We start from the raw sequence: 14,009 nt of genomic DNA on the forward strand, positions 1-14,009 counted from the left end.
GAAATGGTATATGAAAGCCTACTTTAATCCTTAACACCTCCTTCAAATGCACCCTTAGCGTAAAACTTCAAAATAAGCGGATAAAGAATGAGAATCGGCAGCATGGAAACGATGATCATGCCGGCCTGAAGGGAAGCAAAATCGAGACTCGCTATTTTGTCATACGATAATACATTCTGAGCACCAAGCAGTGAGGCATTATCCTTTTGAACGACAAACTGCCGCAGGACGACCTGAAGGGGCCATTTATTCGGATCCGTGATGTAAATGGTGGCCCGGAAATACTCATTCCAGTGGTACACGGCGTAAAACAGACCGAGTGTCGCAAGCCCTGGCTTTGATAGGGGAAGCATGATTTTTGTAAAAATACGAAAGTGCCCGGCGCCATCGATTCTAGCTGCCTCCAAAATGCTGTCCGGTACATCCTGAAAAAAGCGGATCAGGATGAACAAATAGTAAACATTGATGGCTTTGTAAAAGATTAGCGACATATAGGTGTTGAGAAGACCAAGATCCTTTACAAGCAAATATTCCGGAATGAGACCGGGTTCAAATACCATGATGATGATGAGCAGGATGAGGACCGCTCTTTTGCCGACAAAGTGCGTCCTTGAGAGCACATAAGCGGCCATTGCTGTTAAAAAGAGATTCAGCGCCGTTCCTGCAACGGTAAGGAACACGGTATTGAAAATACTTCGGACGATGAGCGGATTAGAGAACAGCACCTGATAGTTGATCAAAGAAAAGCCCTTCGGCAAAATATCCAATCCGCCAAGCGCCTGTACCTTTAATGGATCTGAAAAGGACATCGCAAGGAGATTCAGGATTGGAATGAGCACCGATATAGACAGCAGAAGCAGGAGCGTATACACCGTTACCGTGAAAGGCGTTAATTTCTTCATTTACCACACCCCTCTTCCGGTAAGCCGCTTGGAAATAAAATGCGTTCCCAGAATCAGGACCGTACCGATGACCCCTTTAAACAAGCTCGCGGCCGTTGCATACGAGTACTGTCCGTTTACGAGACCAATCCGATATACATACGTGTCCAAAATATCAATCACGGAAATCACCGAGTTGTTCATCAGGTTAAACACCTGATCAAATCCAGCATTCATGAAGAAGCCAAGATTCAGGATGAACACGGTGATAATGGTTCCGGACAGCTCCGGAATGGTGATGTACCTCAGCTGCTGGAGGTTTGAAGCCCCGTCAATGCGAGCGGCCTCATAAAGGGCCGGACTGATTTTCATAATTGCCGCCAGGTAGATGATCGAATCCCAGCCCGCACTTCTCCAAATTTCCGAGAAAACGAGCACCCAGCGGATATGGTCCTTGCTTGTCATATAATCGAGCGACGGCAGCTGAAAAAAGTTCCGGATCAGGTTGACCCCGCCGTCCTCCGGATTCAGAAGGCTTATCCAAATTCCGGCGATGACAACCCATAAAAGGAAATGAGGGAGATAAATAATCGACTGCACCGAATTACGGAACTTCCCATGTCGGACTTCGTTAATCAGAATGGATAAAAGAATTGGCACCGGGAAGAAGAAAATCATCTTCATGGCGCTGATGATGATCGTATTTTTCAAAACGGTAAAAAAAGCCGGGGAGCTGAAGAGCACCTCAAAGTGCTTAAGCCCCACCCACTGATGATCACCAAGAATCCTGTAGTCCTGAAACGCAAGCTTCATCCCAATCAGCGGGACGATATGAAAGGTAATGAAATAGATAAGTGCCGGAATCAGCATGACGTATAAAACCCAGTCTCGTTTAATCCATTTCCATTTAGTCTGCAGCATCCAAATCCAGCTCCTTTTCAGGCAGAGAGTACGTGCACGGTAGAAAATCTGTATCTTTTAAGATCGTAAACCTGTAAAGGGTTTTGCCTGTCAATCTATTTCAATGGAGAAAAGCGGAGCATGCTGCTGGGCTCCATAAACATCCCGGTCGCCGATCGTCCCGGAGGAAACGGTCCGCGCCATCGTGATTTTAATGCCGAGTGCCTGATCAAAGAACACAAAATGATGGATCTGCGACTCGTCTATACCGTATAGCTTCGAGATTGCAGCGGGGGTCATTTCACCTGAATTCTTTACCCTTTCGTACGTGCCGGCTGAATCGAACAGAATATCAAGCGTCAATTCAAATGGCCCTGAATTTTTGCTGCGGATCACTTTTGCCAGTTCATAAAGAGCAGCCATCAGCGACCTCCTCATAATGCACGGTAAAGAAATCCCCCGATGCCTTCATCAAATGATAAATCGAAAATTCGTAAACCGGCCCGAATTCAATGTCACTCGGTGCAAACGGGAACGCCAGATTGCCGGCGGTTGATTTCCGGTTTTCATAGCCGAAATGCAAAAAGGTAGACCGGACCGTTGCACAAATACTGCTCGCAAGCTCCTGCGTTTGCGCCAGTACCTCAAACATGACCCCGACTTCGTGACCGAAAAATGGAACAGGTTCTCTTTCGCCCAGAACCGCGTTCTTCCCATAATGATAAAAACGGATTTCATATTCTTCCGCATCAATTTCGGAGTAATATTCCGCAGTCTGCTGGACAACAAGTTCCTCGACGCTTTCAAGCTGCTCTAGCAGAAGCGGATCGCGGATCCCCGCAAGGACGAAGGTGCGATAGGCTGCCTTCCTTGCCCCTTCAAGCTTGATCCAGTATTCATCGGAAGATTGATACCGGCTGTTTTTCACCTCCACGACCCCTGTCTCTTTTTCTTCAAAAGTACATTTCTCTAAATCGAGAGTGAAGCCTGGACCGTGAAGGATATATGGGTGTTCTTTTTCGTAAAATGTATGGGCGGCCACACTGACGGGAGTGCACCTTCTCTTCTCATTCAGTGACTGGACAGTAAAGGAATCCCCGGTAATCGTTCCAAGAATGCAATCCTTTGTCGTCCCCGGTTCGGCACAAAGGGCCCCGCATTCTAATATTTTCCCAAGGTGATAGCTGAGTCCGGGATCTTTTCCATGAAAAAGACCAACTGCAGCAAAGGGAGACGGATCATAGGCCCGTCCGCAAACAATGATGTCACTATGATTCTCTAATGCAGTTAAAATTGGTTCATGCCCCATTTGGGCAACGATGGAATGGGTTTGCAGGATCGTTTCTGCGTTTAAGGCTGGGATGTTTGGTGTGAGTGGCTGAATTTGATAATGCTTATTCGCATTCAAAACGGTTTCCTGAGGAATGTCCGCCGGAATAAAGGCGATTTTGGCTGATAGCTTTTTCTCGGCTAAAATTTCATAAATAATATCCAATGTCCAATCCAGATGCGGCTTCGCTCCCGCTCCCCCCGCAGATCCCATAATAATCGGGATTTTTCTTGGGAGACCGTGAGTAATCAGCAGCTCCAGATCCTTTTTCGCTGCCCTTCGGCTGACAATTGACACGCCTGCACCAAGCTTATGGGGGCCTGCATCGGTTGAACCGGCATCAACAACGATGCCATGCAAATCATATTCAAGCCCCTTCAGAAAAGAAGAAGCAGGAAATCCGTACCCAAGCATCCCGCACGGTGAAAGAATTCTTACCAAATCGGCCATAGCGGCGGCCTCCTCATATAGTAATAGACTGCTGTACTACTATATGATATGTAATCGGTTACAAATAATAGTAGTTGTAATTCTTTTTCCAGTCAAGGGTGAGGGTGATTTTGTCGAAAGTAAACCGAACAAAAGTTCTTATTTATAAGAAGGAAAATAGCAGGAGCAGCACGAATAAAAGAGTGAATACCATTAAAAGGAGTGTTTAAAATGAAGCATCAAGCGACGCCTTACCTGACATTCAACGGAAACGCAAAAGAAGCCCTAGAGTATTACAAGGAACTTTTCGAAGGAGAAGTTTCAGACGTCCAAACGTACGGCCAGGCAAACTTCCCTACTCCACCAGAAGCAGATGAACTGATTCTTCATTCTCGCTTTAAAAAAGGACCGCTATTTTTCATGGTGTCTGACGCCACCTCTGACCGCGCAGTCACAATGGGATCCAACATCACCCACGTTCTCGAAATGGAAAGCGAAGAAGAAATTCAAACCATTTACTCAAAACTAACGAAAAAAGGAACCGTACATATGGAGCTGCAGGACACGTTCTGGGGAGCGAAATATGCGAAGGTAACGGATCCGTTTGGGGTGACGTGGGATTTGAATTTTGAAAAGGCACAAATGTAACAGCAAAAAAGCCAGCTACCCTTTTGATGGTGAGCTGGCTTTTTGATAGCATCTAAACAAGAAAGAATATGGGGAGAATGGTAAAATGAAAACAAATAACCGTGGAGGGGTTACCATGAAAACTCCTGACTTAAATTGAAAATATACGATTCATGATTGGAATTCCTGGGATGGACAGTGGGAGTTAATTGAAGGAAGCCCCTATAGTATGACACCCTCCTCCAGCTGGTATCATCAGTCTATTGTGCTGAATGTCGGGAGTCTTTTTAAAGGATGCTTGAAGGATAAATCATGCCGTGTATTTACAGCTCCATTGGATGTCTTTCTTAGCGAAGAGGAGGATGTCGTGCAGCCGGATGTCTTTTTAGTATGTGATAAAACAAGAATGACAAGCAAAGGATGCAATGGTGCCCCGGATTTAGTCATTGAGGTTCTGTCACCAAGTACAGCCTTTAAAGACCGGAATATAAAAAAAGAAAAATACGAAAAGCATGGAGTAAAAGAGTATTGGATCATTGACCCTGCCTATCGAATGGTTGAAGTTTTTTATTTAACTGAAAACAGATATACGGCACAGGAATTTCGTGATAACGGCGAAATTTATTCCAGTCAATTTCCTTTTATCACTCTTTCCATGGACTTGATATTTGCGGAGGATTAATGAAACAGCTTTCGTTAATTTTCCGAATTTGCTTAGTTTGAAAAAAGACTACAGCCCCGGAGCCGCCAACTCCACCCGCCGGCCTCTCCAAGGCAGAGCCTCTATCCGTTATACACACTGGCACAGGTTCCAGCTTTTGGTTCGTAATAGCAGTGTTTCTTGAATTGGCCGGATTTTGGCTGACTATACCAGGTTGGGGGGCATGGTGCATAAGGATTAAAATACCATAGGGCATACTTGGCCGGATGATCCCGCCAATAATCAAGATTCTTTTTAGCCAGTCTTTTTTCCACCGACCTCGCCCTGTTATAAAAAACATTTCCCTTTTGAACAGCCTCAAATGAATAGTTCCCGCCTTGCACCTGGAAGATGACCTGCCGGATCGTTCGGACATTTTTAAAATCCGAGCAGCTGGCTTTTGCACGGTTTACAATTACATTTCCCACATACAGCATCCCCTGCTGGCCTTCCCCTTCCGCCTCCGCTCTCATCATCCTCGCCATCAAGGCAACATCGGCATCTGTATATTTCACTCTGGGCATTTTCTTCACCTCAGGATAGTTTATGAAGGGATTATGGAATGATGTCTGAATAGCGGCTGGACTGGTTTGTCTATCCAATGCTTCTGATATCGTCCCCTTATCAATGCAGTTTCCAAAAAACCAGCCTGGAATTTGCTTGAGGTAAATTTTACCTATACTATGAAAGTAATAACCTGCCTTGGAGGAAATTATGAATCTACATAAAATCTTTTTAATCCTTATATCTTTATTTGTAATAGCAGGCTGCCGTTCGAACGAAGCCTCCAACACAACCAAATCTGGTGCTGATCCGGCTGTAAAAGATGAATATACAAAAAGCTATTTATCTTCAGCGAAAGTTGTTGAAGAAGGCTTTTATCAATTTGAATCTAAAACAGGCGGGTATACGATGCTTTTTCCTGTTCATGCAGTAATCTCTAAGGATTTCGGCAACGAAAAGCGAGAGAATGAATTTGAGTCAATTATGTATGGCTATAATCTAAAAGGGGCGTCAATAAGCACCCGAATTACATACGAAAATAAACCAAGCACTAGTGACATTGAAGAAAAACAGCGATTGCTGTCTCTGTCAGCAGGCTACGATGGATCTTACGAGAAGATTCATGCAAAAGGAAAAACAATCTATTTTGCCAAAAAGACATCAGAATTAAAAAATTCAAAGGCTTACGTTTATCTCAGCTTTATCAAAGCAGTCAACAGCAATCAAGCTGTTGAGTTCATTTTTAACACAAGATGCAAGAAAAACGACGAAAGCTGTCAATCAAATGTGAAAGATTTAGAGAACACTGCATTAAAAGTTATGACTTCCGTAAATTTCAAATAGAAATAATCACGATATTTGAAAGGAGAACCAGCCTTGAAAAGGAATTTTAGCCTGATTGCAGCACTTGCATTTGTCATTTTGGGAGGCTGCGGATTGAATGAACCACTAAACACAAAACAGGTCCAAGGAGAAAATAATAAGCCCCAGCCAGCGGCTTTGAAGGATGACTATACGAAGGGCTATTTGACATCAGCCAAAGAAGTGGAAACAGGCTATTTTGAATTTAAGTCCAAGACGAATGGATATACCATGCTTTTTCCAAAAGATGCCGTCATTTCCGATAACTTCGGCAACGAAAAGCACGATAATGAATATGAGTCTATTTTATATGGGGCAGAGGTAGATGGTGCCGGCATTGACACTCAAATTACTTATGAGAACAATTCCAATACGAAAAAAATCAACCCTAATTTAAGCCTATTGTCTTCATCAATCGACTATAAAGGAACTTTTAAAGAGGCAAAAGAAGATGGAAAAGTGAAGTATTTCGCTAAAGAAACCATCCATATCGAAAAGGCAGTTACTTACAGCTACTTGAGCTTTATTAAAGCTGACAAGAGCAATCAAGCTGTCCGTATCGTTTATACAGTTACGTGCCAAAAAGATAATAAAACCTGCATGTCAAAGGAGAATACTTTTGAACAGGATGCTATTAGAATCATGAAATCTGTTTCCTTTAATCAAGAGTGAACGAACGGCGGCTGGTTCATCCCTTCTTTTTCGTCTAGGCCCAAACTTATTCCGTTTTATATTGTTGGATAGTAGGAATATGTGGGAGTAATTAAATGTATGGATTCGTGGTATTTGAGGGGGTTTCATTGTGAAATTAAATAAAAGCATTTATGCAATTTTTAGTTTACTGATTATCGGAGGCTGTGGGAAGAGTGAAAAAGTTTCAGAAGGGAAATCTGGGCAAAAAGAAAGCATTCAGCAAGAGACACCAGCATTAAAAGATGATTTCACCAAAGAATATTTAACCTCAACTAAAGAAGTGGAAAAAGGTTTTTATCAGTTCAAATCAAAAACAGGTGGGTACACCATGCTTCTCCCAGTTGAAGCTGTTATTTCAAAAGACTTCGGAAACCAATTAGATGAAGATTTTTACGAAGCCATCATATATGGTGCTGAAATTGATCAAGCAAGCATAGACACTCAGATTACCTATGAAAACAACCCAATCACAAAAAATATTGAAGAAAACTTAGAATTATTATCAAGTTCATCAGGCTATAAAGATTCCTATAGTGAATCTAAGGAAGACTCTAAAACAATCTATTATGGAAAAGAGACGATGGAGTCAGAAGATTATACTACTTACAAGTATATAAGTTATATAAAAGGAAACAGGTCGGATCAGGCTGTTCGTTTCATTTATGGAGCATCATGTAAGAAAAGCAATGAGAGCTGCGGAGGTAACGCAGAGGAACAAGAGAGAATAGCAAAAAAAATAATACATTCCATCACTTTTAACAGGAAGTGACCAAATGGATACTAAGCATAATGAACAAGTATTGTCTTCAGACGTAATTACGGAGCGTATCGCAAAATTGGAATACAATAGACCGAAAACTTCAAGCACGGTGGAATTATTTCAGTGCTGTTCCCTTACGATGTGACTGTATCCAAAGATTTTAATGAATGGTTCTGTTAAAGTCTAATGTTGATTTTTAACATCTGTTGACTGGAGTGGAAGGCGCGAGACTCCGAGCTGAGAGCAGCGGGACAGGTGAGACCCCGCAGGCGCAAAGCGGCGAGGAGGCTCAGCGCCCGCCCCGCGGAAAGCGATCGCCTGCTAACTGCAATCAACAACCAAGTTTAACAGAGCCTAATGAAAAATGAAAGAACTCAACATTTTTACGAACAAGAATAGTCCCTGCAATAGACAGTCATCAGACCAAAAACCTAATCTGCATTGGAATTGAGGTCTAAATTCCCGTGATAAAAGAATCGAAATCATGCAAATGTCCGTTTTATATTGTTGCACAGTGGGAATATGTGGTAGTAATTAAATGTATTGATTTGTGACATTTGAGGGGGCAAAATTTTGAATCGGCTCATTAAACTTGGCATTATACTTAACTTACTTATTATTGGGGGCTGCGGCATGAGTGAGAGTAATCCTGAAAAGAAGGCTGTTCAAGGGGAAGGCACTTCAAGCGAAACCCCGAAAGTAGCAGCAGCAGTACAAGATGAGTTTACAAAAAGCTATTTAACCTCTACAAAAGAGAAGGAAAAAGGTTTTTTTGAATTCAAGTCAAAAACCGGGGGCTATTCCATGCTTTTTCCTGCAGAAGCGGTCTTATCCAATGAATTTGGCAATGAGCGAAAGGGAAATGACATGGAAGCCGTCATGTTTACCGGAACTCTGGAAAAGGCTGATATGATCACCCAAAGCATTTACGAGAACCTTCCCATTACAAAAGACATTGAAGCCAATCTAGATTTACTGTCAACCTCCGTCAGTTATGATGGAAAATATGAAGAAGTAAACAAAGAGGACCGAAGCATCTACTATGGCAAAAAAACCACTGACCTGGATGATGCAATTGCCTATAACTACTTTAGTTTTATAAAAGCCAAAGATGGTAATCAAGGTGTACGCTTCATGTACAGTGCAACTTGCAAGAAATCGGATAAGTCCTGCGTTTCGAATCTGGAAAAGCATGAGCAAATTGCTAATAAAATAATTGAATCCGTTACGTTTAAGTAGGTGTCAAAATGAATTCAAATAAAGAGCTGCTGTCAACCGAAACCTTGCGGGCCCGGATTACCAAACTGGAATATGACATTCCAAAAAATCCATCAGAAGCCCAAATAAAAGAATTTCAAGAAAAGGTCCGTCAAATTTATATCGAAGAAACAGGTGAAGCCCCTCCCTCAGAAATTTCGATCTATCATTCGGGTTCAAAAAAGTATCAGAATGCTGAAGATTCAGGTTTCGATGGAACGGTTATCCACTTTTATGATCCGGAGAAAAAAATCAACCAATCCTACACCATCACCAGAGGCAGTGAGATGGGAGAGGATGCGGGAGCAGGAAAACCACTGGATTGGTTATATAATGTATTTGGAATTTATACTGGCAGAGACCGTGCTCAATTTGATCACGCTAACCGATTCGCGGAAAACGTAAATAAAGAGATTACATCCAAGACAGGAAATTCTTCAATCCCCCCTTTAGAACGGTATGGACTAGGCCATTCACTTGGAGGAAATCTGATTCAAATGCTTCAGCTTCAAAATGGGGCGTTCAAGAAAGTTTATACTTTTAACGACGCGCCTCCAAGCGCCTATCAACTTGCTTATGTTGACCAAGATTTTTTGCTGAATGTTAGGAACAAATTCAATATAAAAAATCCTAATGACATTTACTCTATCCCTAGCGCTGATCTCGAAAAATTTGCCACCGACTACTACAAAGAACGTGGTAAAAACATCCACCACACAACATCTGCAGATGAGATCCTCTTTGCCATATCCGGTTTTCGAGGCTTTCTGTTTTTCGGAGATCGTAAAATAATTGAGACAAATCCGGATTTTGATGGACTTAAAGATGTGCTTGATAACGTATCCGATGAGGACCTCGCAGTTATCCAAAAGAAGCTTGCAGAGATTGCTCCTTATTACGAAAAGGATGGCATTGACGGGATTGTTTTCGGGGTGACTGGCTACGATAAGAAGTTTTGGGATCAATCCTTTGAAACTCTTAAAGATCTTGACCTTACTACTCTAAATCCTATCGAACGAGCCGAGAATGCAATAACCGTTGCGAAAACGATTGTTGCAATGAAGGATCATGTGGCGCTGATGATAAATAAGGTGACAAGTCTGAAGGATGAATTGCCTGCCTTATTATCAATAGTTGGAACCGTTTCTGCTGAAGAAAGAGAAAAAATCGAATCAGTCATAGACGGGATGGTCGACAACCTTGAGACGATGAAGGCTGCTATCGAAAACATTGGGGATGTGGCCACTTTAGAAAGGCTTCGAAATGGCGACCTTAAAGGATTTTTAGAGCAGATCGAGGTATTAATGAACACATCGGATATCATTAAAACCGAATTTAATGAATTTAAGGCAGGGTTTGGTTCCATTAAGACGATTCTTGAAGAACTGATGGAAAAGTTCGGAATGGCAACAGAAGCTCACCTTATGGATGCTGTAATCAGCGCACTTTCTTTAGAAGGATTCTCATATGAAGGCGACGATATGTTTAAAGCAAAAATGGTAGGAGGCAAACCAATTATGATTAACCTTTCCTCCGCCCTCCGCCTTTATAAGGAAGGCCTAAACATTTATGAGGAAAAGAATAACCTTCTTAAGCAGTTAAAAGAAGCGTACCATCGAGAGTATACAGATGATTATACACGAAGAAAAGGTACGCTGATGAAGGCGATTGCCTCAACAGATTCTGATATTGGCTGGGCCCAAAGCAGGCTTGGATACAGCACGACCGTTTATAAAGTAACAAAAATTGATGTCCAGGAAACCATTTACCCAATTCCTCCCGCCAACACCGCAACCTTCCAAGAGCTATTCCACTACCATGAAACCGAACAGGAAGCAGGAGTCAAACAAATCATTCAAATTAAAAATTCTGTTGAAAAATTCTTTCAAGAGGACCAAAAAGTAGCCTCAATGTTTAAGCTAATTTAAGAGAAGAGGGATGAAAATGCCGCAGCTGTCTTTCCTGCATCAGCTTGTGCCGGAACAGGATCTTACCCATAAAGCCGGGACCTTCCATAGTCTGCTTGATGAACTAAACGCAGCCGGAACAAAACTCACCCAAACCGTTCAAACCGAAATGGAAGCCCAATCAGGCGAACTCGTCGATAAAATAAGCGAAAAAATCCAGCAGCACCAAAAAATCCAAGAGGATGCCATTTCCCAGCAAAAAGCCTCTATGACCGCTCTGGCCTACCAATACAGCAGCTTTGTTAACAACATGAACCGGCAGATGACGACGATTTATTATGAGGAGGATAAGGAAGCGGTGGCTTTAGTTTAAAGGTTTATAGTTGGAAGACTGTGTTTGTGCAGTCTTTTTTGGTTTATTATCAGTAATACTGATTAAAATCTAAATACCGGCAAATCTCTCTAAAATAAATTTTCTTAAAACAGTATGCTATAACAATATTCTTTACCGTTATGAATCACGTTTTCCCAGATTGTTATAGTTCTTATCTTAAAAAACTTAAAAACCACTTCCCTTTTTCTTGGAAAGTGGTTTTTTATATTGTCCGTTATCTTCGGACTAGTTCTATAAAATTACAAGCCTTATTTTTAGAATTTACCGTTTGTACCCCAAATTTTTTATCTCATAAAGTAATAAAGAATTGCGTGTATTTTTAAACTGACTGATTATATAGTTTTTATTAGCTTTACAAAGCAACCTTTCTTAACCTCTGTGTTATCTATAAATTCAACCCATACCTATTATGCATACTATCACTCATATTTTGTAGCAGTAATAAAATCAAAAGATCCAGCTCCAATTATTTTATCGGTATACTCAAAATTATATATGAGAATTACTGCATTATACTTTTTTTTCAAATCTATGTTTCTCTCAATTTTCGGTATGATAATTTCTTCATACGAACAACCACCTAATAAAGTAGAAATATCGCTACTGCTATACTCATAGGTTGCTTTTTCTATAGTATCCTCGTCTGTTTCATCCATATCGATATTATAATCCATAAAAAATTTTGAAGGGACAGACTCGCCATCATCATCATACGTTAAGTCTACATACTCTTCTATAGAGTCTTCTTCTTTAATATTACCTAACCAAACAGAAACCCATCCTTTTTTTTCCACTATAGGACCCTCCTACTTTAATCTAAGACTTTTCGGTAAAGACATAACCCCACCCTCTAGTCTATAATTAGCCCAATTATTAAGTCGTCTAACAAATGTATTATAGTCGCTTGAAGTATCAATTATTGCTAACAATTCATTATGCGCTTTAGTCGAGCCTAATCCTCCATGAATACCGTTAGGGTTTACAAATTTAACATCAGATATTGCCGTACGTAAATCTTTAATCTCTTCAGCACTAATATTCCAATACTTAAATTGCGGAGCTCTTGAAACTAAGTGCCACTCGTGTAAGCCACCAGGTTCTCTAAGCTGACGTTCAATTTTCTTTCTAATTTTTTTTTCTTTCCAAAGTTCGTCTAATTCACTTTTTGTAAGGGAATTGAAGAATTTATTAAAGTTCCCACTCTTTGCAGTTGGTATATCGTCAACTGTTAATTTAGTTATATCTTTTATATCTTTATCATTATTTATTAACTTAGCTTCATCTCTTATTTTACCATTTGTACTGGTTATAATCCCACTAACACTCTCCCTAGCATCCCCCAAAACATCCCGCAGAGTATCCGGAACATTCGGCCCTAAAGTCTCTACCAAACTAGGAATTGGCTTATCCAGCACATCATTTATTTTCTGATCCAGCCATTTTTTCGTATTCCCAAGCGGTCCTTTTACAACGTTATCATAGGTATTCTGCAGAATCTTATTAACCTTCTCTGGATTCAAAACATTCCTTGTTTTGCTGAAAATGTCTGCCACTTTGCTGCTGAGGTTTTTCATATGGATGACGGTTTTAAATAGATTGGATTGTACAAAGTCCACTACACTCTTTTTATAATGTTCGACATGTTTGATCAGGTTTTCCTGCATAAAGGCTTTTAATTTTGTGGTATCCATGACGTTGTAAGGGATTTTAGCAGGAATTCCATCTGGCCCGTTATTTTTGGCGGCCAGTTTCCCAAGCTTACTTAGGTTGCCGGCTTTGCTGACTTTGTCGATACCGCCTATGAAGAAGGTTGCAGCGATGGAGAGGAATTCATATGTAAAAAATCTCGATATGCTGCGTGCATCCCCGTTCATAACATCTCGGTCCCATGCAGTTAAAAAGGCGTCAATCATGGCTGCAATGGTTTTGTCGTAGTTAATCAGAGCGTTGATAATTCCCATTAACAGTCCTGGCAGATCCGTAAAAATGGCGATGAGCAGTTCAAATAAACCGACGATCAGATCCTTGATGAAGTTTACGATTCCTTCAACAATCCCTACAAAAACGTCCCCGATGATCTGCAGGAGATTTTTGTCTTCTTTTACTTCAGCATTCACCGGCTTTTCACAGGTCCAATTTTGAACGGATCCTGGGGCAGAAGCTTTCACATGGGCTGGCTGAAAGAGGTTTTGCAGGTCGGTTACTTTCTTTAATACGGTTTCAAGCTCCTGCTCAAGCTTGGTGAGCGCTGATTCCTGATTATAGTCGAATTCTCCAAGGAGGTTCCTGGTTTGGTTCTTTTCCGTCCTCGCCTTTTCCACCATTTCTGCGAAGGAGGTATCGTTTAACTTTGGCAGCCCTACAATGTCCGCGACACCGTCCATCGTAGAATTTGTTTCATTTACCATTTGGTTTGTCCGGTCTTTCGCTCTTGTTAAATCCTGCTCAAGCTGCTGCTCGAGGAAGGTTTGGCTGATAAAGCCTGAACTTGAAGGCTCGAGGAGATCCAGCGATTTTTTCATTCCGTCCAGAGTTGTCTGATAGTTTGCCAAAAAAGCGCTGTAGCTGGACATGAGGGGGAGGTGATGCTTCTCATAGAAGAAGCGGATGGCCTCTCCGCCCTCTCCTTTGAACGTATCATCGAGCCCGACGATCCCCTTTACCGCCGTTTGAAGCTGCTTGATCTGCGCTTCCTGCGACGATACCTTCTTCTTCGTTTGATCGATGCCCGAGTGAAACGCATCGACATCTAATACATTTGTCATC

The 14,009-nt window shown here is 41.5% G+C and carries 15 protein-coding genes; 8 read left to right on the forward strand and 7 right to left on the reverse strand.

The features are described 5' to 3' along the window. Window positions 1–23 precede the first annotated feature (23 nt). From J9317_RS18035 to J9317_RS18050, 4 genes are all read right to left on the reverse strand, one after another. Window positions 24–902: a carbohydrate ABC transporter permease gene (locus tag J9317_RS18035; RefSeq protein ID WP_211561198.1), complete on the reverse strand. Its 879-nt coding sequence runs from the start codon at window positions 900–902 to the stop codon at window positions 24–26. Beyond that, window positions 903–1,802, reverse strand: coding sequence for an ABC transporter permease (locus J9317_RS18040; protein WP_211561200.1), 900 nt, complete (start codon window positions 1,800–1,802; stop codon window positions 903–905). It lies immediately after the preceding gene. A 90-nt stretch (window positions 1,803–1,892) separates the two neighbouring features. Continuing rightward, entirely contained in the window at window positions 1,893–2,204 is a 312-nt protein-coding gene (locus J9317_RS18045) for a DUF4387 domain-containing protein (protein WP_211561202.1), read from the reverse strand. Next, on the reverse strand, window positions 2,188–3,561 hold the full coding sequence (locus tag J9317_RS18050; RefSeq protein WP_211561204.1) for an acyclic terpene utilization AtuA family protein: 1,374 nt from the start codon (window positions 3,559–3,561) through the stop codon (window positions 2,188–2,190). The genes J9317_RS18045 and J9317_RS18050 overlap by 17 nt, the downstream gene beginning before the upstream one ends. A gap of 210 nt (window positions 3,562–3,771) precedes the next feature. On the opposite strand from J9317_RS18050, the gene J9317_RS18055 reads away from it, so the two are divergent. Continuing rightward, on the forward strand, window positions 3,772–4,188 hold the full coding sequence (locus tag J9317_RS18055) for a VOC family protein (RefSeq protein WP_211561207.1): 417 nt from the start codon (window positions 3,772–3,774) through the stop codon (window positions 4,186–4,188). Between the two features lie 148 nt (window positions 4,189–4,336). After that, window positions 4,337–4,849, forward strand: a complete 513-nt coding sequence (locus J9317_RS18060) for a Uma2 family endonuclease (protein WP_347880569.1) — start codon at window positions 4,337–4,339, stop codon at window positions 4,847–4,849. Window positions 4,850–4,950: 101 nt separating this feature from the next. Here the strand turns inward: J9317_RS18060 and J9317_RS18065 are convergent, their stop codons facing one another. After that, on the reverse strand, window positions 4,951–5,391 hold the full coding sequence (locus J9317_RS18065) for a cell wall hydrolase (RefSeq protein WP_211561211.1): 441 nt from the start codon (window positions 5,389–5,391) through the stop codon (window positions 4,951–4,953). Between the two features lie 190 nt (window positions 5,392–5,581). On the opposite strand from J9317_RS18065, the gene J9317_RS18070 reads away from it, so the two are divergent. The 6 genes from J9317_RS18070 (at window position 5,582) to J9317_RS18095 (ending at window position 11,222) form a co-directional block, all read left to right on the forward strand. Then, the gene (locus tag J9317_RS18070; RefSeq protein WP_211561213.1) at window positions 5,582–6,214 is read left to right on the forward strand and encodes a hypothetical protein; all 633 of its coding nucleotides are present in this window, start codon (window positions 5,582–5,584) and stop codon (window positions 6,212–6,214) included. Between the two features lie 33 nt (window positions 6,215–6,247). Beyond that, entirely contained in the window at window positions 6,248–6,904 is a 657-nt protein-coding gene (locus tag J9317_RS18075; protein WP_211561215.1) for a hypothetical protein, read from the forward strand. Window positions 6,905–7,034: 130 nt separating this feature from the next. After that, the gene (locus tag J9317_RS18080; protein ID WP_211561217.1) at window positions 7,035–7,694 is read left to right on the forward strand and encodes a hypothetical protein; all 660 of its coding nucleotides are present in this window, start codon (window positions 7,035–7,037) and stop codon (window positions 7,692–7,694) included. A gap of 624 nt (window positions 7,695–8,318) precedes the next feature. Continuing rightward, window positions 8,319–8,924, forward strand: a complete 606-nt coding sequence (locus J9317_RS18085; RefSeq protein ID WP_211561219.1) for a hypothetical protein — start codon at window positions 8,319–8,321, stop codon at window positions 8,922–8,924. 8 nt (window positions 8,925–8,932) lie between these two features. Beyond that, a complete protein-coding gene (locus J9317_RS18090; RefSeq protein WP_211561221.1) occupies window positions 8,933–10,870 on the forward strand; it encodes a DUF6792 domain-containing protein in 1,938 nt (645 codons plus the stop codon). Between the two features lie 16 nt (window positions 10,871–10,886). Continuing rightward, the gene (locus J9317_RS18095; RefSeq protein ID WP_211561222.1) at window positions 10,887–11,222 is read left to right on the forward strand and encodes a hypothetical protein; all 336 of its coding nucleotides are present in this window, start codon (window positions 10,887–10,889) and stop codon (window positions 11,220–11,222) included. Window positions 11,223–11,662: 440 nt separating this feature from the next. On the opposite strand, the gene J9317_RS18100 is transcribed toward J9317_RS18095, so the two are convergent. Together J9317_RS18100 and J9317_RS18105 are read right to left on the reverse strand one after the other, a co-directional pair. Further along, complete coding sequence (locus tag J9317_RS18100; protein WP_211561223.1) at window positions 11,663–12,037, reverse strand: immunity 22 family protein; 375 nt, start codon at window positions 12,035–12,037, stop codon at window positions 11,663–11,665. A 12-nt stretch (window positions 12,038–12,049) separates the two neighbouring features. Then, the gene (locus tag J9317_RS18105; protein WP_211561225.1) at window positions 12,050–14,008 is read right to left on the reverse strand and encodes an LXG domain-containing protein; all 1,959 of its coding nucleotides are present in this window, start codon (window positions 14,006–14,008) and stop codon (window positions 12,050–12,052) included. Window position 14,009 lies beyond the last annotated feature (1 nt).

This window comes from Metabacillus flavus (genome assembly GCF_018283675.1).
GTDB lineage: Bacteria > Bacillota > Bacilli > Bacillales > Bacillaceae > Metabacillus_B > Metabacillus_B flavus.

Bases quoted from the DNA above. Each gene is read 5' to 3' on its own strand.
- J9317_RS18035 (WP_211561198.1), bottom strand. From the start codon at position 902: ATGAAGAAATTAACGCCTTTCACGGTAACGGTGTATACGCTCCTGCTT.
- J9317_RS18040 (WP_211561200.1), bottom strand. From the start codon at position 1,802: ATGCTGCAGACTAAATGGAAATGGATTAAACGAGACTGGGTTTTATAC.
- J9317_RS18045 (WP_211561202.1), bottom strand. From the start codon at position 2,204: ATGGCTGCTCTTTATGAACTGGCAAAAGTGATCCGCAGCAAAAATTCA.
- J9317_RS18050 (WP_211561204.1), bottom strand. From the start codon at position 3,561: ATGGCCGATTTGGTAAGAATTCTTTCACCGTGCGGGATGCTTGGGTAC.
- J9317_RS18055 (WP_211561207.1), top strand. From the start codon at position 3,772: ATGAAGCATCAAGCGACGCCTTACCTGACATTCAACGGAAACGCAAAA.
- J9317_RS18065 (WP_211561211.1), bottom strand. From the start codon at position 5,391: ATGCCCAGAGTGAAATATACAGATGCCGATGTTGCCTTGATGGCGAGG.
- J9317_RS18070 (WP_211561213.1), top strand. From the start codon at position 5,582: ATGAATCTACATAAAATCTTTTTAATCCTTATATCTTTATTTGTAATA.
- J9317_RS18085 (WP_211561219.1), top strand. From the start codon at position 8,319: ATGAGTGAGAGTAATCCTGAAAAGAAGGCTGTTCAAGGGGAAGGCACT.
- J9317_RS18090 (WP_211561221.1), top strand. From the start codon at position 8,933: ATGAATTCAAATAAAGAGCTGCTGTCAACCGAAACCTTGCGGGCCCGG.
- J9317_RS18095 (WP_211561222.1), top strand. From the start codon at position 10,887: ATGCCGCAGCTGTCTTTCCTGCATCAGCTTGTGCCGGAACAGGATCTT.
- J9317_RS18105 (WP_211561225.1), bottom strand. From the start codon at position 14,008: ATGACAAATGTATTAGATGTCGATGCGTTTCACTCGGGCATCGATCAA.